The sequence below is a fragment of the Chryseobacterium sp. 3008163 genome (assembly GCF_003669035.1).
Lineage (GTDB): Bacteria > Bacteroidota > Bacteroidia > Flavobacteriales > Weeksellaceae > Chryseobacterium.
In genome coordinates, this window is record NZ_CP033070.1 from 3791069 (window position 1) to 3811073 (window position 20005).

At 33.0% G+C, this 20005-nt stretch carries 17 protein-coding genes and 1 tRNA gene; 6 read left to right on the top strand and 12 right to left on the bottom strand.

The window, feature by feature from the left end:
- Positions 1 to 155: 155 nt before the first annotated feature.
- From EAG08_RS17495 to EAG08_RS17505, 3 genes are all read right to left on the bottom strand, one after another.
- A complete protein-coding gene (locus tag EAG08_RS17495; protein ID WP_129536550.1) occupies positions 156 to 1991 on the bottom strand; it encodes a DUF262 domain-containing protein in 1836 nt (611 codons plus the stop codon).
- A 576-nt stretch (positions 1992 to 2567) separates the two neighbouring features.
- Positions 2568 to 2649 (bottom strand) — tRNA-Leu (locus EAG08_RS17500).
- A 75-nt stretch (positions 2650 to 2724) separates the two neighbouring features.
- Entirely contained in the window at positions 2725 to 3492 is a 768-nt protein-coding gene (locus EAG08_RS17505) for an MBL fold metallo-hydrolase (RefSeq protein WP_129536551.1), read from the bottom strand.
- A gap of 54 nt (positions 3493 to 3546) precedes the next feature.
- Between EAG08_RS17505 and EAG08_RS17510 the strand changes: the two genes are divergently transcribed.
- The gene (locus tag EAG08_RS17510; protein WP_129536552.1) at positions 3547 to 4974 is read left to right on the top strand and encodes a TonB-dependent receptor; all 1428 of its coding nucleotides are present in this window, start codon (positions 3547 to 3549) and stop codon (positions 4972 to 4974) included.
- 12 nt (positions 4975 to 4986) lie between these two features.
- Complete coding sequence (locus EAG08_RS17515; protein WP_129536553.1) at positions 4987 to 5436, top strand: GAF domain-containing protein; 450 nt, start codon at positions 4987 to 4989, stop codon at positions 5434 to 5436.
- Between the two features lie 129 nt (positions 5437 to 5565).
- On the opposite strand, the gene EAG08_RS17520 is transcribed toward EAG08_RS17515, so the two are convergent.
- The 3 genes from EAG08_RS17520 to EAG08_RS17530 form a co-directional block, all read right to left on the bottom strand.
- Complete coding sequence (locus EAG08_RS17520; protein WP_129536554.1) at positions 5566 to 6294, bottom strand: ABC transporter substrate-binding protein; 729 nt, start codon at positions 6292 to 6294, stop codon at positions 5566 to 5568.
- 26 nt (positions 6295 to 6320) lie between these two features.
- Positions 6321 to 7643: a magnesium transporter gene (mgtE, locus tag EAG08_RS17525; protein WP_129536555.1), complete on the bottom strand. Its 1323-nt coding sequence runs from the start codon at positions 7641 to 7643 to the stop codon at positions 6321 to 6323.
- An 84-nt stretch (positions 7644 to 7727) separates the two neighbouring features.
- Positions 7728 to 8285: a pyruvate decarboxylase gene (locus EAG08_RS17530; protein ID WP_129536556.1), complete on the bottom strand. Its 558-nt coding sequence runs from the start codon at positions 8283 to 8285 to the stop codon at positions 7728 to 7730.
- Positions 8286 to 8458: 173 nt separating this feature from the next.
- Here EAG08_RS17530 and rpsO point away from each other — a divergent pair, with 173 nt between their 5' ends.
- Together rpsO and EAG08_RS17540 are read left to right on the top strand one after the other, a co-directional pair.
- Complete coding sequence (gene rpsO, locus EAG08_RS17535) at positions 8459 to 8728, top strand: 30S ribosomal protein S15 (RefSeq protein WP_129536557.1); 270 nt, start codon at positions 8459 to 8461, stop codon at positions 8726 to 8728.
- A 249-nt stretch (positions 8729 to 8977) separates the two neighbouring features.
- A complete protein-coding gene (locus EAG08_RS17540; RefSeq protein WP_129536558.1) occupies positions 8978 to 11185 on the top strand; it encodes a polyribonucleotide nucleotidyltransferase in 2208 nt (735 codons plus the stop codon).
- 167 nt (positions 11186 to 11352) lie between these two features.
- Here EAG08_RS17540 and EAG08_RS17545 read toward each other — a convergent pair whose 3' ends face one another.
- Positions 11353 to 11763: a 5-fold beta-flower protein gene (locus EAG08_RS17545; protein WP_129536559.1), complete on the bottom strand. Its 411-nt coding sequence runs from the start codon at positions 11761 to 11763 to the stop codon at positions 11353 to 11355.
- A gap of 408 nt (positions 11764 to 12171) precedes the next feature.
- Here EAG08_RS17545 and EAG08_RS17550 point away from each other — a divergent pair, with 408 nt between their 5' ends.
- Positions 12172 to 12525 carry a hypothetical protein gene (locus tag EAG08_RS17550; RefSeq protein WP_129536560.1) on the top strand — a complete coding sequence of 118 codons (354 nt, stop codon included), beginning with the start codon at positions 12172 to 12174 and terminating at the stop codon, positions 12523 to 12525.
- Between the two features lie 48 nt (positions 12526 to 12573).
- On the opposite strand, the gene EAG08_RS17555 is transcribed toward EAG08_RS17550, so the two are convergent.
- Complete coding sequence (locus EAG08_RS17555; RefSeq protein WP_129536561.1) at positions 12574 to 13752, bottom strand: hypothetical protein; 1179 nt, start codon at positions 13750 to 13752, stop codon at positions 12574 to 12576.
- An 851-nt stretch (positions 13753 to 14603) separates the two neighbouring features.
- Here EAG08_RS17555 and EAG08_RS17560 point away from each other — a divergent pair.
- A complete protein-coding gene (locus EAG08_RS17560; RefSeq protein ID WP_228446630.1) occupies positions 14604 to 14918 on the top strand; it encodes a cold shock domain-containing protein in 315 nt (104 codons plus the stop codon).
- Between the two features lie 384 nt (positions 14919 to 15302).
- On the opposite strand, the gene EAG08_RS17565 is transcribed toward EAG08_RS17560, so the two are convergent.
- The 4 genes from EAG08_RS17565 to EAG08_RS17580 all read right to left on the bottom strand — a co-directional run bounded on the left by EAG08_RS17565 (position 15303) and on the right by EAG08_RS17580 (position 19883).
- The gene (locus tag EAG08_RS17565) at positions 15303 to 16025 is read right to left on the bottom strand and encodes a hypothetical protein (protein WP_129536563.1); all 723 of its coding nucleotides are present in this window, start codon (positions 16023 to 16025) and stop codon (positions 15303 to 15305) included.
- A 211-nt stretch (positions 16026 to 16236) separates the two neighbouring features.
- Entirely contained in the window at positions 16237 to 17328 is a 1092-nt protein-coding gene (locus tag EAG08_RS17570; protein WP_129536564.1) for a DNA polymerase beta superfamily protein, read from the bottom strand.
- Between the two features lie 9 nt (positions 17329 to 17337).
- Positions 17338 to 19506, bottom strand: a complete 2169-nt coding sequence (locus tag EAG08_RS17575) for a DEAD/DEAH box helicase (protein ID WP_317126334.1) — start codon at positions 19504 to 19506, stop codon at positions 17338 to 17340.
- Positions 19476 to 19883, bottom strand: coding sequence for a hypothetical protein (locus tag EAG08_RS17580; protein ID WP_129536566.1), 408 nt, complete (start codon positions 19881 to 19883; stop codon positions 19476 to 19478). Before EAG08_RS17580 ends, EAG08_RS17575 begins: the two co-directional genes overlap by 31 nt.
- Between the last annotated feature and the right edge of the window lie 122 nt (positions 19884 to 20005).

The following is a 20005-nucleotide window of genomic DNA, read 5'->3' on the forward strand; positions in this document are numbered from 1 at the left end:
TCAGTCTCAGGATTTGATTTTTTTTAGAAACAAAGTCAAATAAAACATCTAAGAAGTCTTTTCTGATTTTATTAGTTTTACTATCTGTTCTACCTTGTGCATAGTCTCGTTGAATTATTGGTATTTCTACCTTATTATTCAATATTTCTAAAAAATTATTTCTCATTTTCTTCAATAATATTAGGTTTATATAATTCTACACAACGGCGAATTTCATTTGAGTAAGTTTCTCGCTCGTCTTTTGTCCAAACAGAATAATGTTGACCATTTTCTGAAGCGTAATACTTTAAAAAAATACGTTTTGTAGCCAGAGGAATAAATTCGCCTCTTCTGTCTAAATCAATGATTTTTCTGCGTTTTACTTCAAACACAGAATTGCTTAATGAGATGTTTTCTGTGAGTCCAAGCAATGCCATATTTTGAATTTTATGTAAATATTCATTTTCATTTGTGTCGTCAGATGGAATAAGCTTTAAAATTCGTTCACTTAATGTTTTAAATTCCTCATATCGATAAGTTTTCTCATCTATTAAATCAACCTCTGCGATGATTTTATTTGCTTTTTCTTTATCAGTTGATACATTCAATAATATATTGGAGTGAGAGCGAAGCCAATTAAACCACTCTTCTCGTTTATTTTCGTTAATCCCATCAATATTTTGTGCGTGAATATGCTCTAAACTTTTTGTAATGTTTTTATACATTTCAAAGGGAAAAAACTCATTGTTATTTTTATTAGCTCTAGTCGGTTCTATATTGGCTAAAAGTAAGACGTTGATGATTTTGTCGTGATCGCTTCTTTTACTATAACTTAAATCTTCCCAATCATCATCAATGCTATTTGCAATTAGTTGGTCTATTTTTGTTTCAAAATCTTCTTTGGTATTATCTTTTTTAATCTGTATCAAACTACCAATTGCTGTTCCTGTGGTTATCAGGTAACCGATTTTGTGATAAAGATTTTTGTTTGAATACCAATACACTAATGAACGGTATATTTGTTCCACATCCACCCACTTTTGCCAAAGGGAATTAGCAGTCTCTTTTTCATCAAAAAAATGGATGTAACTAAATAATGGGTCTTTTTCATTTGGAGCTTTTCTAGAAACGATATCAAACAAATATTCAATTTTATTACTATACCTATCTAATTTTTCGTTTGACACAAAAGCCCAAAATTTTTGATTATTAAGCTGGTTTTCAATTTCATCCCAAATCTGTACTAACTGTGTTCTGCGTTTAATTTTATCGTCTTCCGGCATTCCTTTGAAACTATCAGAATTTACAAATTTTGCTTTAATCAGCTCGGCACTTGTTAAAGGTATTTTACCACGATTTAAACGTGTAAACAAATCCTCGCTCTTTTGTTCTTTATCTTTAATTTCATACCAAATTACTTGTACACTCCATTCAGGAAGCTGTTTTTCCCCTTCGTTACTAATTAAAATGCTCGGCAAAATTATTTCAAGCATTTTGTTTTTCAGCTCTCTTAAATTACCTTTTTTTCCATCTTCAAACCATTCTTTAATACACTTGTAAGCCTCGCTCATATAGTATAAATCAGGCTTAGTATTGTTAGTATCATTAGTTTCCAAAAAAGCTTTGGATTCAAGTCTAGTTTTGTAATAAATAGAATATAAATCATTGGGATATCCCTCTGATTTTAAATTGTTTTGAAGATATTCTAATGTCAAATATGTAATAATACGATGAAGCGTCGTTAAGCGTTGTTGTCCATCAATTAGCTCATAACCTTTTACATTATTTCCGTTAATATCTTGCCAATCAGGTTCTCTTTCTCTCACAACCACGGGTTGTAAACAATAAAATGTATTTCGGTTATTGGGTTCTTGTCGATATTCCCAAATATCATTGAGTAATTGTAGTACATTATTTTTAGTCCACCTGTAACCTCTTTGATATTCCGGAATGTAGAAGTTATTTCCCAAAAGTTCTGTTATACTTAATGTCCTAATTTGGTTTTCTTGCATAGTTTTAATTATTTATTATGGAAATTTGAGAATTGTGATAGTAGGATTTTAAGGTTGAATTTTGACATCCAAAGTAGAAAATACGTTTTGAACTTCTTTAGTCTAATTTGTTAAGTTAAATCATATATCTAGATTGTTTTTATTTCGAGATTATCTATATTAGATCTAAACATTTTATATTGAACAATAAAATTTATTATTTCTCTTTCCATTCTTACAATACTACACAAAAAATAATTATATCAACTACGTATTAATACCTACTAAATAATTTTTTTTTGAAAATTTCATTGCAAAGATGCGATGCCTCAGTATTCCATATTTTTTGGCAATACCTTGCTGAAAAGCAAATCAGAGATTTTTTGTGAAAATAATACAATAGCGATTCATAAAAGACGTATAGGATAAAAACCATATAAACAAATTGTATTAAAGTTTTTTAGGAAAGACTTTGTAATTTTATAGTTTAGATAGTGAAAATATATAAACCATAATTATATGGGAACAATTTGGGAACAATGTTATAAAAACAAAACTCTAATTGATTGATTATCAATTAGAGTTTAATGTTTTAAGTACCCAGTACCAGAATCGAACTGGTACATCTTTCGATACTAGAGTTTGAGTCTAGCGCGTCTACCAATTCCGCCAACTGGGCTTGATGTTTGTTTTAAATTGGTGTGCAAATATAGGAACTTTTTTTAATGTTCAAAAACTTTTTATTAATTTTTCTTTAAAAATTTATCTCCAAACCATCGTAACCAAGGTGTATTCCAGCAGGAAGTAACTTATCTTCAACATCATGCAGGCCGAAATGATGACTCAAATGTGTCAAAAATAATTTCTTAGGTTTTAGCTCTTCATAGAGTTTTATCACATCCGGCAATATAAAATGAGCAGGATGTGGATCAAATTTACGGATGCAGTTTAAGATAAGAACATCTAAATTTTGCAATTTTTCTTTTTCGATGTCAGAAATAAAGCCGGCATCTGTGATGTACGCTAAGTTTTTAAATTTATATCCGAAAACTGAAATTTTATAATGAATAACTTCAATCGGGATAATTTCGCAATCTAAAACTTCAAATGGAGTATTCTCAATCGTATGCAGATCAAATGCAGGAGCTCCCGGATATCTTTCATCAGCAAAAGCATATGGAAAACGATTTTTGACTTCATTTCCGACCCTCTCGCTGCAATAAAGCGGCATATTTTTTCCGCTTTTAAAAATTAATGGGCGCATATCGTCAAGACCAATCACATGATCGTTATGTTCGTGGGTGAGAAGAGCGATGTCGATATGATTTTCTTTATTAATCAGCATTTGCTGACGAAAATCGGGCCCACAATCGATGAGAATTTTTCTATTTTCATCAGTTGTCACCATTGCAGAAGCTCTAAAACGGTTGTCTTTCGGATTTTGGGATGTGCAAACCTCACAGGTGCAACCAATAACGGGAACGCCTTGCGAAGTTCCGGTTCCTAAAAATTTCAACTTCATTTTGTTTTGAGGTTGGTTTAATTTTGGTAAATTTACGAAAAATTTAATGTCCTAATGTATCAGAAACTAACTCCTAAACAAAAAGCATTAACAATTAATCTAGATCCTACTATTTATGGTACTTTCGCAGAAATTGGAGCAGGGCAGGAAACTGTACGACACTTTTTTAGAGCAGGGGGAGCTTCCGGTACGATTGCTAAGGCGATGTCAGCCTACGACAAAGATTTTAGTGATGCCATCTACGGAAAAGAAGCGAAAAATAGGTATGTAACTCAGAATAGACTTCGTAAGATGCTTCGTTATGAGGTTTCGTTGATTGAAGAAAGAATTTCCAGAGAAAACAGCCCAAACAGAAAGTTTTTTTCTTATGCAAATACAGTAACGACCATCAATTTTGATAAAACGGTAAAAGGTCACGGTTGGGTAGGAATTCGTTTTCAGGTAAAAGAAAATGAAGACTATAATGAGGTTGTCATTCACGTAAAATTCAAAGAAAATGATGCTACTTTGCAGCAGGAAACTCTTGGGAATTTAGGTGTTAATCTTATTTTCGGCGCATTTACTTATTTCGATAACCCGAGAAGGTTGATTGAATCTCTTTATGATGACGTGGCTACAGACAATCTTGAGATTGATATGATCGATTTCAGCGGTCCAGCTTTCGCCTATGTTGACAACAGATTGATGTCTTTGCAATTGGTGAAAAATAACATGACCGATGCAGTAATCTTTAATTCTCAAGGCAACAATATGCTTCCTGCAGATGTTTTGTATAAAAAGAATATTTTCGCGGTAAGAGGAAGTTTCAGACCGGTAACAAGGGTAAATATTGATATGCTCCGAAACGGAATGGATATGTTTCTGAAAGATGCGATCTGTACTCAGGAAGAAACAGAAGTTTTAATTGAAATTACCATCTCTAACCTACGTGCAGATGGAGATATTGATGAAAGAGATTTTCTGGATAGGGTAGACGTACTGGGTAAATTGGGATATACCGTAATTATTTCAAACTTCTCAGAATACTACAGATTGATTGATTATTTCTCTCATTATACGAATGGTGACATTGGTGTAGCGATGGGGGTAAATAATATGTTGATGGTATTCGATGAGAAATATTATAAAGACCTTTCTGGTGGAATTCTGGAAGCTTTTGGTAAGTTTTTCCGTAACGGAATGAGAGTGTATCTTTATCCTTACAAAGATCCTGAAACTCACGAATTGCTTGATTCTGAAACCCTTAAAGTAGAAGAAAGTCTGAAAGAATTATATAAATATTTCAAATTAAATAACCGTATTGTAGATATTAAAAACTACGATCCGGAGTTTTTGGAAATTTATTCGAGAGAAATACTGAGAAAAATAGCCTGCAACGTAAGCGGTTGGGAAAATCAGGTGCCGGAAGGTGTTGCTGAAATGATAAAAGAAAGAGGAATGTTCGGTTACAAACAAGAGCTTTCTCTAAAACAATTTTCTTAAAACAAATTTAAAATGTCTGAATTAAAAAAAAGACTTTCATCGATTCTTGAGAGTCCAAAACATAATACTGAGGAGAAACTTGAAAAGGTTTGTCATCTTTTAGATCAGGAAATTTCATATTTCAACTGGACTGGTTTTTACTTTAAAAACGGTGATAAAGACGAGTTGAAGTTAGGTCCTTACGTTGGTGCAGAAACAGATCATATCATTATCCCTTACGGAAAAGGAATTTGCGGACAGGTTGCCGTTTCAAACGAAACTTTCATCGTTCCTGATGTTCATTTGCAGGATAATTATTTGAGCTGCTCAATTGATACCAAAGCTGAAATCGTAGTTCCTATCTTTAAAAATGGTGAAAATATTGGACAAATTGATATTGATTCTCACACCATCGATCCATTTACAAAAGAAGATTTAGAATTGCTGGAATGGCTTTGTCATGAAGTTTCTAAGATTTTGTAATCTTAATTATTAAAACTAAAATATAAACTCCGATTTTTTGTCGGAGTTTTTTTGTGAATGAAAACATCAATAGGAATGGGCTTTAGCCCGTTTAAGAATGAAAAAAAATCATTTGGCTTTGGCCAAAACTTAGTGATTAAATTCAGCAATTAATTCCTTAAAATAATTCTCACACTTCGCAATATGCGTTCCGTACCAAGAAAAAGCTTCACCATCAACGATGATAATTTTCTTTTCGGGATAAAATTCTTTAAGTTTCGCAATATGTTTTTCCTTAAATGGAAAAGGCTCTGATGAAAGCATGATCACATCCGCTTCAGCTAAATCCTCAATCTGAACTTCAGGATAACGGGTTTGGCTTTTAAAAATATTTTCAAAACCTATTTCGGCAAGAATGTTATGAATAAAAGTATCTGAACCTACCGTCATATAAGGATTTTTCCAAATCAGATAGGCAGTCTTTATTTTTGTATGAATTTTTGCACCATTAAGAACTTCGTAAATTTTAAGATTAAAAATCTGTGCTCTTTCTTCTTTATTAAAAAGTAAGCCCAGGTTTTTAACTAAATAATAATTGTCTTCAATCGTCTCCGTATTATAAACAATCACTTTGAAATCTTTCATTAAAATTTCAACCTGTTCTTTTACGTTTTCTTCTTTGTTGGCTAAGATTAAATCGGGTTTTAAAGCTTTAATTTTTTCAATATTCAAGTTTTTTGTACCACCGATAATTTCCACATTTTTTACTTTGTCTTCGGGATGAATACAGAATTTCGTTCTGCCGATAATTTCGTTTTCGGTTAATCCCAAATCAAATAAAGCTTCAGTAATTGAAGGTACCAGAGAAATAACTTTCATGACTAGATTTTAGACTTTGCCTAAAATTACAAAAGTTTTCCGGTTAAGAAAAGTCCGGCAATCGTAAAGTAAATAATCAAACCTGTAACGTCGACCAACGTTGCAACAAATGGTGCAGAAGAAGTTGCTGGGTCAAGATTGAATTTTTTAAGAATAAAAGGAACCATTGATCCCGATAAAGTTCCCCAAAGTACAATCATCGATAATGACATTCCAGCACTGAGTGCGATGAAAAACCAGTAATCACCGTAATCAAACCAGCCCATTTTGTGCCAGATCATAATTCTGAAAAAACCGATTACCCCAAGAAATGTTCCCAGAATTAGGCCTGTAACCAATTCCTTTTTCATCACAATCCACCAGTCTTTGATGGTGATTTCTTGAAGTGCCATTGCACGGATAATCAAAGTTGCAGCCTGCGAACCTGAATTTCCGCCACTTGATATAATTAATGGAATGAAAAGTGCCAAGACCACAGCTTTTTCAATTTCGTTTTCATAATATCCCATCACAGAAGCGGTAATCAACTGTAAGAAAAACAAAACAATCAGCCAAAGCCCTCTTTTTTTAATCATTTCAAACCAATGTGTTTGAATATAAGGATCATCCAAAGCTTCAACACCCCCGAATTTTTGAATGTCTTCAGTGTTTTGAGATTCAATTTGATCTAAAATGTCATCAATCGTCACAATTCCTACCAAAACTCCTGCATCCGTAATAATGGGAAGTGCGGTACGGTCATATTTTTCAAAGTAGGTTACGGCATCTTCTTTTGAAGTTGTTGTCTTGATGGCTACAAACTGATTGTCGGTAAGATCTGAAACCAAAGTATCATCTTCAACTAATAGCAAACTTCCAAGTGCTAAATCGTCAATCAAGCGATTTCTCTCATCAACAACGTACAAATGGTTGATGGTTTCCACTCTTTTTCCGACTTTTTTGATTTGCTGAAGACATCTTTTTACCGTCCATTCTTTACGAATTTGGATGTAATAAGGTGTCATCAGACGGGCAATAGAATCAGAATCATACCCCAAAAGCTTCAGGGCAATTCTTCTTTCTTGAGGATTAAGGTGATTGATTGAATATTTAATCAATTCATCAGGAAAATCTTCAAAAAGTGCGGTTCTGTCATCGGGTGTCATCGCATTCAGGATCTCAGAAACTTCGTCACTGCCGATGCTTCGGATAGTTTCTTCTTGGAAATCAGGATCTAAATGGGAAAAAACATCGGCTTTGTACTCTTTTGGAACTTTCAGAAAAGCCAATAGCCTTTCATCAGCATGAAGTTCGCTAAGTCTTTCGGCAATGTCGGCTGGATTAAAGGTAAGTTCGTCTGTATGATTCAAAACCTGAATTTTTTGGATATGCAAAAATAATCCAAAATATCAACAAACAAGAACGATAACGTAAATTTAAGGATTTATTAAAGGTTAAAAACCGGCTTCAGAAGAGGGTTTCTGTTTTCTCAATTCTTTCAGAATGCTTTTCATCGCACCATTGGTACCTATTTTAATTGAATTTTCTGCAGAACCCAAAAGACGCATGTTTTTACGGTAGGTGTCGTAATCTGATGAGGCAATGAAGTTTCCCTCAGCGTCAAAGAGTTTCATGCTCACAACAACCTGATTAGAAAATACATATTTTCCTAAACCTACTTTGAAATATTTTACTTTAGGAACCACTACAAAATCAGCATCGTTGTTTTTGCTGTATTCTGAAATAGTCTTAGAATCGATGCTGTCATAAGAAACCTGAACCTCGGATCTCAACATTTTATTTTTTCTAAATCCGCTCACTTTATCTGAAACAGCGCTGAAAAATGCATGATTGGTGGGTTCCTTAATCTCCTCAAGATCAGGTTCTACTTCAGGATTAAAGTATAAGATTTTCTTTATTTTGTCAGCAGTATGAGCTTTCTGTGCTTTTACAGAAGAAATACTGATGATGAATACAGTAGAAATAAGCGTAAAGAAGAAGATTTTTTTCATGTCTTTGTCACTTGCAAAAGTACTGTCTTTTAGTGGAATTGCATAATTTTATTAAGGAAATTTTAACATATTTTTCTATCTATTTTAATACATAGAATCAATTATGTTTTGCTGAGTAAGAAAATAGTCGTACTTTTGCACCCGTTACATAATAATCATTAAACAATATTGGAATGTACTTAACAACAGAAAAAAAAGCAGAAATTTTCGCAAAACATGGAAAATCTGCACAAGACACAGGAACAGCTGAAGGACAAGTTGCTCTTTTCACTTTTAGAATCAACCACTTATCTCAGCATTTGAAGGCTAACCGTCATGACTTTGCTACTGAGAGATCTTTGGTAAAATTAGTAGGTAAAAGAAAAAGTTTGTTAGATTACCTTAAAAACAAGGATATCACAAGATATAGAGCAATTATTGCTGAACTTGGATTAAGAAAATAATCTATTAGATTTCCAAAAATAAGAAGCAACTTCGTAAGAGGTTGCTTTTTTTATGCTTTGATTCTATTTTATTAAATATATCAAAACAAGGTAAAATCGTCTATTATTTCAATAAAAGTTGTTCAAATCATCATATAATGTATATCTGAAATTCGATAAATCATTATAATACATTATCTTTGCAAACGAAATTTAGACGAAATATCAATAACTAAAGCGCTCAATACGGAGTGCAACACAAAACAATTTATGAGTATACCTCAAGCAATTACAGAGACGATCATTCTTGCAGACGGCAGAGAGATCACAATTGAAACAGGAAAATTAGCAAAACAGGCTGATGGTTCTGTAGTCGTAAAAATCGGCGGAACAATGCTTTTAGCAACTGTTGTAGCCAGCAAAGAAGCAAAAGATGGTGTAGATTTCTTACCATTGACAGTAGATTACAGAGAAAAATTCTATGCAGGTGGAAAAATTCCTGGAAACTTTTTTAGAAGAGAAGCTAGACCTTCAGATCAGGAAATCCTGACAATGCGTTTGGTAGACAGGGTTCTAAGACCATTATTCCCTGAAGATTTCCATGCGGAAGTTCAGGTGATGATTTCATTGATTTCTTATGACGGACAGTCAATTCCTGACGATTTAGCAGGTCTTGCAGCTTCGGCAGCGATTGCAATTACTGATATTCCTTTCAACGGACCAATGTCTGAAGTAAGAGTAGTAAGAATTGACGGGAAATTAGCGGTAAACCCTAATTATGAAGATCTTAAATTGGCTGACCTTGACATCATGGTGGGTGCAACTAAAGATTCTATCGTAATGGTGGAAGGTGAGATGAAAGAAATTTCTGAGGCAGAAATGCTTGAAGCAATTCAATTCGCTCATGTTGAAATCAAAAAACAAGTTGAAGCTCAGGAAAGATTAGCTGAAAAAGTAGGCAAATCTTTACCAAAAAGAGAATATAGCCACGAAAATCACGACGAAGCAATTCGTGAGAAAGTGTGGAAAGAAACATACGATAAAGTATACGAAGTAGCAAAAATTCCTTCAGGAAAAGAAGAGAGGGGTGAGAAATTTAAAGCTGTATTGGCTGAATTTTTATCTCAATATGTAGAACATGCTGAAGAGTTAGAAAGAGTAACTCCTTTCGCAAAAGTATATTTCCATGACGTGGAAAAAGAAGCGATGCGTCAGATGATTTTAAATGATAAAATCCGTCTTGATGGTCGTGATCCTCAAACGATTCGCCCGATCTGGAGCGAAATCGATTATTTACCTGGAGCTCACGGTTCTGCAATCTTCACAAGAGGTGAAACTCAATCTTTAACTGCTGTAACTTTAGGTTCAGTAAAAGATGCGAACATGGTAGACAGCGTAATGGTAAACTATGACGAAAGATTCTTCTTACATTATAACTTCCCGCCGTTCTCAACAGGTGAAGCTCGTCCTTTGAGAGGAACTTCAAGAAGAGAAGTAGGTCACGGAAACTTAGCTCAAAGAGCTTTGGCGAATATGATCCCGGAAGAAAATCCTTATACCATCCGTATCGTTTCTGATATTTTAGAATCAAACGGTTCATCTTCTATGGCGACTGTTTGTGCAGGAACTTTAGCATTGATGGATGCAGGTGTTCAAATCAAGAAACCGGTTTCTGGTATTGCAATGGGATTGGTAACTGATGTAAAATCAGGAAAATTCACTGTACTTTCTGACATCTTGGGTGATGAAGATCACTTGGGAGATATGGACTTTAAAGTAACCGGAACAGCAGATGGAATCACCGCTTGTCAGATGGACATCAAGATTCAAGGATTGTCGATGGACATTATGGAAAAAGCGCTTCTACAAGCTAGAGACGGAAGATTACATATTCTTGATAAATTAAACGAGACAATTTCTGCTCCAAGAGAAGACGTGAAACCTCACGCTCCGAAAATGGTAATGCTTGAGATCTCTAAAGATTTCATCGGTGCAGTTATCGGGCCTGGTGGAAAAATCATTCAGCAAATGCAGAAAGATACTGATACTGTTATCGCAATTGAAGAAGTTGGCGAAATCGGTAGAATTGAAATTTCTGGTGTTAGCAGAGAGAAAATCAACGAAGCGATTGCAAGAATCAACGAGATTACTTTTGTACCAACTGTAGGTGAAGTTTACCAAGGTAAAGTAGTAAAAGTGATGGATTTTGGAGCATTCGTAGCGATTGCAAAAGGTACTGAAGGTCTACTTCATATCTCTGAAATCGAATGGGCTCGTCTAGACAAAGTTCCTTACAAAGAAGGTGACGAAGTTGAGGTGAAATTTATGGGTTATGATGACCGTAAAAAAATGAAACTTTCTAGAAAAGTTTTATTGCCAAGACCAGAAAGACCGGCACAAAAGCCAAGAAATGAAGGTAACGTAAATCCTGAAGGTAAAGACCAACCGGGAGAACACAAGCCTTTGAATGAAGCTTAAGATTATTACAATCAACTATATGAAACCACCGAATTTTCGGTGGTTTTTTTGTGGGGGTATTGATTTTTTAGGTAAAGAAATTATTGTTTGAGGATATAGATTATTGGTTGCAGGTGAGAGAACAGAATTATCAATGTTCTATACCTGGGGCTTTGCCTTGAGGTAGTTTATTCCATTTTAAAGAAGAAAAAAGCTACTGCCGCCCATTCTTTTTTAATTCCATTAGCATTGCCGATCGTACCGTGGCTGCTGTTTTCCACCGTTCCGTTGTCTTTGATGTACCCAAGGGTTGAATGGCTGCTGTTTTCGACTGTTCCGTCTTTTTTAACATAACCAACAGTAGAACCACTTTTGTTTTCTATGGTACCATCGCTTTTGATTCTCCCAATTGTGCTGTGGCTTTTGTTTTCAACCGTACCGTCGCTTTTAATATAACCTACTGTAGAATGACTTTTGTTTTCAATTGTTCCGTCTGATTTGATGTAACCTGCTGTATTACGGCTTCCCGATTCAATAGTTTGAGCACATGTAATAGAAAGGTTAAATAGAAGGGAGCAAATGAATAGTGTTTTTTTCATGGTTTTTAAATTTTAAGGGTTATTATTTTGATTTGATAAATCCTTTAGGATTGTGGAACTTATAGTTACGACTTGTTAATTATATTTTTATAAAGATAAAAACTTTTTAAGAAAGCGATTAGAAAATAAAAGTCACACGATACAATTGTGCGGAAGCGAGGGTTATGATGACCGTGAAAAAATAAAACTTTCTAGAAAAGTTTTATGGCCAAGACTAGAAAGACCGGCACAAAAGCCAAGAAATGAAGGAAATGTAAATCCTTAAGATCAAGACCGGCTTGGAGAACACGAGCCTTTGTACGAAGCTTAAGATTATTACAATCAACTATATAAAACCACTAATTCCGGTGATATTTAATTCAAAAATTTCAATATTTGTTTTATTTTTAACAACTTAAAATATAAACTATGAAAAAATTATTTATTCTATTCTTAATCAACGCATCTGCATTAGTATTTTCTCAAACAGTAAATGATGTTTCGCTAAGAGATATCGATGTAGATTACGTTCAGATTATCGGGACTGGTCGTTCTTTAAGTACAAAAGTAAATGTGGAAATCGATTTCGGACAGGAAACTAAATCCATATCCTTTAAAAACGAAACCAATATTAAAGACGAAAGAGGACGGAATGTGAAATTTAATTCGATGATGGATGCTCTGAATTTTATGTCTGCAAATGGCTATGTATTCCAATTCGCTTATACCACAAATGATGAAAAAGATAAGGCTGTTTATTATATTTTAAAGAAAAATAAATAACTCCACTGACATCTCAGTGGAGTTATTCCTAATAAACAAATATGGTTTTTAACCTAAAATTTCCGACATAGCAGAAACCAATACTCCTAAAAGCTGAGGATTTCCTGCTGGTGAAGTGATTTTTACAGTCATTTGACCGCTATCTGAAAAGCTTACTGAAGTTGAAGAACCACCAGATCCACTAGCACTGAAGAAAGGCCAGAAACCTGTACTTGCTCTTGCGGTGATTACCTGCTGGTCACTTGAAGAATAACTTGTTGCAGAAGTCATTGTAATATCAATTCCGTCAACAATGATCAAAGAAGTTGCAGAACGCTGTAAGTTACCATTAGGCCCGAAAGTAGTGTCCCAAGATGGCAAACCGTTTTTCCAAACCGTGTTGTCTCTGGTACCATAAGCTCTTGACAATGCTGCACTGTTATACCAAGGCGTGTATTGGCTAAGGATAGGATCTGTAGACGTTTTTGCTAAAGGAGCTCCAGGTAATGTCAACACATGTTTGAAGCTTGCACTGATATTAATACCTGCTGAGGTAGCTTCCTGTGTAAGATTGTCATAGCTTGCGCCGCCCCCAAAATCAAACAAGTCGAAAAACACAGATGTACTTCCGCTTGCCCATGTGTGAGATACATCAGAAGACTGTGTTTTACTATCCATCGTAAAGCTTTTTGCCGGAGCAGACTGGATTGCGTTACTTAAGTCTGCAATCGTAGTATTATAAGCATATCCTTTCCCTGCAGCCTGAGCAGAAGCAAACATCGTATTGGCAATCGTTACGATATCATTATAGAAAGATTGGATTAATGATGCGCTGCATCCCATCTGAGAAGGAGCATAAATCATTGCCCATTTTTTAAATGCAGACTGCATAGCATCCGGGCTGTCAAAAATATTAGAAGGACATTTAGGAGACTGAATATAATTTAGCCAATTCGTATAATAATCTCCCATACAATTCTGGAAGCTATTATCTGATAATGGTTTTAAGTTAGCAATTACTGCCTGATAATCCTGAGAAAAATTGTTAGATTGACTTGGGTCATAGCTGTTGTTCACAGATTTTGGAGGAACGGCATCAAAAATTTTCCAAAGCCAGTCTGAAGTTGGTCCTACAGGTTGTGTTCCCTGGTAAAGCTGGAAGTTATTAGGACTTAAAGATAATCCTGTAACTAAGGCATTGTACCATTGTTGAGTTAGAGTTTGCATTGCTGCTTGTGCTTGTGACATAATATTAGTTTTTTGGTTTCCTACTCTTTTAAATATCAGGCTTTTCGGAGGCCGCCTCAATTCATTGGAAGCTTCTCTTAATGAACAGCACAAAGTAACTTCTAAAGAATTGGAACTGGTAGAGTAGAAAATACCCAAATTGATAATAGGTATTTGTACTTCTGTAAGGCGGAATATACTTAAGTAGTTTTACGCACTTAAAAAATAGTGTTTTAAGCAATTTGATAATCATCTAATTTTTAATGGAAAAGCAATTAAAAAGTCATTTTTCTGTATTCTAAATAATCTGAAATTCAATTATTTAAATAATAGTCTTCAAAATCCGTGGAATTGTCGTATATTTGCACTATAATTAAGAAGAAGGTTTCTGCTTTTCTTAAACTATAACAGTTTAGAATACCCTTTATCCCTCAGTTTTCTTTATTCTGACTGCCGTTTTTCACTTTTATTTCTTGTAAATGAATCTTAGTGCCGGCAATACGAATCACCACGACTGACCACCTGTAGAACACCTTTTTACTTCTTTTCGGGAAGTTGAAATGGTTGTAATAATCGAAAAACTTTCTGGTAACGATCGTAAATTCTAAAAAATTTATTATCTTAATGCAGCGGAATCATTAGAAGAATTTCAATAGAAATCTTTTTGTGATGGTAAACAATACCCTTTGATGAAATAACTGGAAAATCATCAGAAAATTAAATTCAAGAATAACAATTAATATAAAATAATATATGGCGGATTCTTTCTCAAAAAAGAAAACTTTAAGAAAAAATTACAGAAGCAAAAGGAAAAAGCGATACGTCGCGAGGACCGAAAGAACACCAATGACAAAGGGAAAAGTCTTGATGACATGATTATGTATGTAGATGCAAATGGTCAGTTAACAAGTACACCTCCTGATAACAGCAACAAAAGTGTCATTGATTTGGATAACATTCAATTGGGTGCAGCTCCTATTCAGGAAGAAGATCCAATCAAGTCTGGTATCGTTACTTTTTTCAGCGACAAAGGATACGGATTTATCACTGAAGATAACTCTAAAGAAAATGTATTCTTCCACAGCAACAATTGTATTGATATCATCAAAAAAGGAAACAAAGTATCTTTCGAAAAAGAAAGATCACCAAAAGGTTTCTCTGCAATCAATATCAAAATCATCAGATAGTTTTTTAAACTATATATAAAACAAACCGCTTCAGCAATGAGGTGGTTTTCTTTTTATATATAAAGATTTTCTCTTATTTCGACTAAAATTTATGTTGTTTTTTCTAGATCTGGATATTCCGGAGTGAGAATGTAATTTCAGGATGCGGAAATATGATTTCACAATTCAAGAATATAATGCTACAGTGCAAGAGTATAGTTCGACATCGGAAGAATATGGTTTAACATTGCAAGAATATGATTCTACAACGAAAGAATATTAATTTGCATCGTGCCCATGTGAAATAACATCGCAAAAAAATAAAGCTACATTACAAGAATGTAACTTTACAATGCAAGAATATTGAGTTACTGTGTTTCAACATTCTTTTGAACACAAAAAACATTATTTTCTATTCGTAAATTCTATTGCTGAAACGTTTGTGTACTCGGGAGAAGTTGCACCGTAGAGGCTTTTCACATACTTTTTGATGTTCTGGGCGATGGTGTACAAGCCTGTATCGTCTGCATATAAAATTTTGTCTCTTTCTATCAATTTTGTGTTGAGCTCGGCTTCAGTCTGGTCGACAGCCTGGGTAGCACTCATTAATGATGCGTGGTAGGTGGTCAGGTTGTTTAATTTTAAATCTTCTTCATTTGGTGTGTAGCCCGGAAGGGTTGCCAATAATTGCAGAAGAATCCCGAAATTTTCAGCCTGCTGGGTGAAAGACTGGCGGGAAGTGGAAGCTGTTTTGGGCGCTTCTTTACCTTCTTCAAGTGGAGTGGCGACTTTCTTTGAGCCGCCCTGAACTGCGCGGTTCAATGATCTTGCCTGATCTAATGTTCCTTGTGGCAATCCTAAAATTTCGAGCAGATTAACGATTTTGGTACATGTTGATTTTAGATTTTCGAAGGCGGTCTGACGTGTGATGATTGCGTTTTTGTTGGCGTTTCGTTTGTCTTCCACCTCAGTTAATTTTGCGGCGGCATTGGTGTACAATGCCTGAAGGTTGGCTACTGTAATGTTTTCTACCGGAGGATTGTAAAGGCTGTAAGTGGTAACTTGCTGTGTAATTTTTTGAAGGTTCGCTACATTTTTAGCGTGCCCAACTTCGGAGGTACTTGACATAATATTTGTGTTTTTAAATTAGTACTTCAAATATAAAAATTATTTTGAATAAAATAGTTTTTGGTGTAAAATATTTTGTTAATCAGTGTATTATGTTAAATAGGATAATGAAAAACCCCGATACATAGACTGGGGTTTTGTTGTTTTGAAATGGAAAAAGGAATTGCAAATCAGTACATAGATAATTATTTTGAACATTTTTAGAAACAAATTATTTGTAAAGATTTTCTCTTATTTCGACTAAGATTTTTGTTGTTTTTTCCAGATCCGGATATTCTGGAAGTGTCGAGATCGAATGATAGTATTCAATCGACTGAATCAATCCTTCTGCTTTTTTCATTACATTATCATACGACCAGTTTCCGGCTTTGATATCTAATAATTCATCACGGTTTTCTACACGGATATTTAAAGAATTGGTTTTAAAAATCTGTTCGCACGACTGCAGCAATCGAATCGTGTGCATCATATTTTTGCTGTCGTAGTTTTGTCCGTGGTTTTGATTGACGTTGTAGCGGTCTTCATTTCGCTCGGAAACCCATTTCCAATATTCACGGTAATCTTTGCAGTACGTGGAGTAGGCGTCGAGATTACAGAACATAAAAGCCACCGATTTTTCTCCTTTTGGAATTGATGACAGAGAAACCTGATTGGCTTCTTCGTTCTGAATAATTCCTTTGTAGCCTAAATCTCCCGATTCATTGTAGAAAACGGCAAACATTCCTTTGGTATTGTCGATGCTCACCAATCCGCATTTTTTCTGTGAAAGACCACCCCGTCCAGCGGACACCCCTACGGAGGAGGGGAATTCTTGAAGCCATTTTTTTAATGGAATTGAACTGTTATTTTCTAAAATATAACAGAAATCAAGAATCGATTTTCTTTCTTTATCAATAGGATTTAAAATCTTTTTATTGAGTCCTTTTGCTTTTTTGATCTGCGAAATCGCATAACCCGCAAACGTATCTTTGCATAATTTGGAAAGGAAATCTTCAGGCTTCAACAAATCCATTAACGGATTTTTATGCTGAATACAGTCTTCCGGACTTGCCAGAATTTCCAGAATATTCGGATTGTTTTTTTGTAGCAATTCTACAAATCTCCCGATCTCATAATACGAAATATCATTTGTCTCATTAGAAATTTGCGGAATATAATTTAAACCAAAAAAATCTTCTTTTGGTAAATAATACACTCCCCGAATATCTGTATCAGAGTTTTCCGTTGCGAGCCCGAAAGAGCGGCTTCCGGAGATGGATTCGAGGAGGATGAGGTTGCGGGATTTTAGTGTTTGGATGGTCATTTTAAATTATTAATTCAAATATTTTCTAATTTCAAATTGAAATAATTCTGCTTGATTAATCAGGTAATTTTCAAACTCAATCTTGTTTTTTGGTCTTAAATTACCATTTTTATCTAATTCTAAATTTTCAATTTGATTATCAATTTCTAACTTATTAATTACACTGACAGTTAATCCAAATCTTACCAGATTTATAACTCTTTCATCAGTCGTTCCATAAATGTATTGGTAATAGTAATCTTTTGGAATAATATTAAAATCATATAAAAATGACATTAATAAAGTTAATTGAAAACTTACAAAATCTTCTTCTATTTTTAGCTTCACAATTGCTAAGTTAACCCAACTTTGTTCCGTATATTTTAAATTAATATAGACATTTTTCCAATCTCTATATTTGTTATTTAACTGTTCATATCTTGAAGACTTTCCTGCGTCAATAGATGTCGTATCACCATATCCTGTTCCAATATATAAAAACGGATCTTCATGTTTGATTTTGTTATGAAAATGATTTAGAACAGAATTAATTCTTTGATTTAAATGTTGCTTTTGAGTTACGTCAATGTAATAATTATAATAATCTCTAGCTTTTTCATTTTTCAACCTGTCTATTTCAAAGTCATTTAAGTTATGTACATTATTAACTATTAAAATTTCATAAATAATATCAACTATTTTATGATTAAAATCAAAATCATAGTTTTGAATGTTAATTAAAATTATTTCTATTACTTCTTCTAAATTATCGAAATACTTTTCAATTGAGTTTTCAATAAAATATTTTTTAATTCTTTCATTTTCACTTTTTGGTGGCTCAAGTACAAAATCTGAATGCTCTAATAATTTATTATCCTCTTTTCGATGTTTTTCTTTATTTGCAACTTTATTTTCTCCGGTAAATTTTAGGTTTTCAATATCGTAAGTTTCTATTATAGGATTTTTCACCAAATCAAATAGTTTATTTTCATTTAATTTCTTTAGTGATTGAAAAATTGAAAATTGATTTTTATCACCCTTTTTGCCATGATAGGTATCATGCTCTAAAAAATGTATTCTTGAAATAAGTTTATCAATATCTTTAGAGTTTTCATCAAATACATAATTTAGTCTATTTGCCCTACCGATTAAATTTATCAAACTTTTTATATCTAATCTTTCATTCTGTTTTCCAGCTTTATTGGTTGTGATAAATATAGTTTCAATAGGTAAATTTATTCCTTCAAGTATAACTGTATTTGCTACAATAAATTCAATTTCATCAATCTCTTTAAATTGTCTTTCAATATATTCTTTTATTAAATTAGGTATTTTACCATGTATGTAAACAATACCTTTTTTCAAACATTCTATCATTTGAAATTCAGGATGAACCTCTTTCTTTAATGTATTTATGATTTTCTCAATATTCTCATTCTTGGATAAATCAATATTTATATTTGAACTTAATTCTAAAGCTAATTTTTCAGTTAACTTTGGTTTAAGTTGGTAAATAAAATTTTTATTAGATGAATTATCAATGATATATTCAAAATAATTTTTATCTTTTTTTAAGTCATATTTTCTTCCTGTAAACCTATCGTAGAAATAACTTTTATTTTTATCAAAGTAAAACAATTCAAAAGATTTAAAATCATGCTGAACTTTTCTAGTATAAATAGTTCCATCTTTTGTTTTTTTGATTTTCAGATTACTCTCATCCTCAACTAATGGAGATAAGTAAATTATCTTTTGATTAGGATTTCTCTTGTAATTTAATTGAATTAATCTTGACAAAATAAAACTTCTTGAATCTCTTTTAAATAGGTTGTGAGCTTCATCAATAAAAATAACATCAAAAAAAGATTTTGATTTACTATTTAAAATTCTTGTAGCTCTTTCTTGCGTTAAGATTCCTATAAATTTCTCATCATCTATATTATACATTTCATCATGTAAAACAAGTTTATAATAATTGTTAGATTTTTTTATATCATTATAAGTTTGAACTAGGAGAGATTTTGTTGGAACAATGATACCTACTTTCTTAGGATTATTTTTCTCAATAAAATCAGCTATCAAAGAACTTTTACCATATGAAGTTGGAGCTATATATGCAATTTCATTTTCTTCACTATTAATTATTGATTTTCTCGAACTATTTTGTTCTAATGATTCAATATAACCTTCATTAGAAATGAATTTTTTTGATAAGAAATAAAAGCAATAGCGTCAGTGATTAAATTTTTTGATTCTTCTTCAACATTTAATAATTTTTTGGTTTTTGTAATGAATTCAATTATTGGGTAAAAACCTATTTGAAGACATATATCATAAAGAGGTCGATAGTTTTTATATTTTAAAGTGTATTTTAAAATAATATAGTAACCAATTTTAAAATAAATTTTATTTCTTTTGTCTTGGTCATAAAATTGAAAAAAAAGAATTGCAGAAGATAAAATATATTCCTTTTCCATATTGTTTAATTCTTTATTTAAACAAAGTTTCTGAAATGAATTTTCAAAAAAATCATCCTTTAATAAAGAATTTAAATTAGTAGCTATATTTTTTTCCATTTTACTATTTTTCTAAAAACTTTTCAAAATCAGAAATAGTTTTTTATTGATACATATTACATTTATTTTTTTTGCATTATATCTATTTAATAAAGTTTTTAGATTTCTCTCTAAGTCATTAT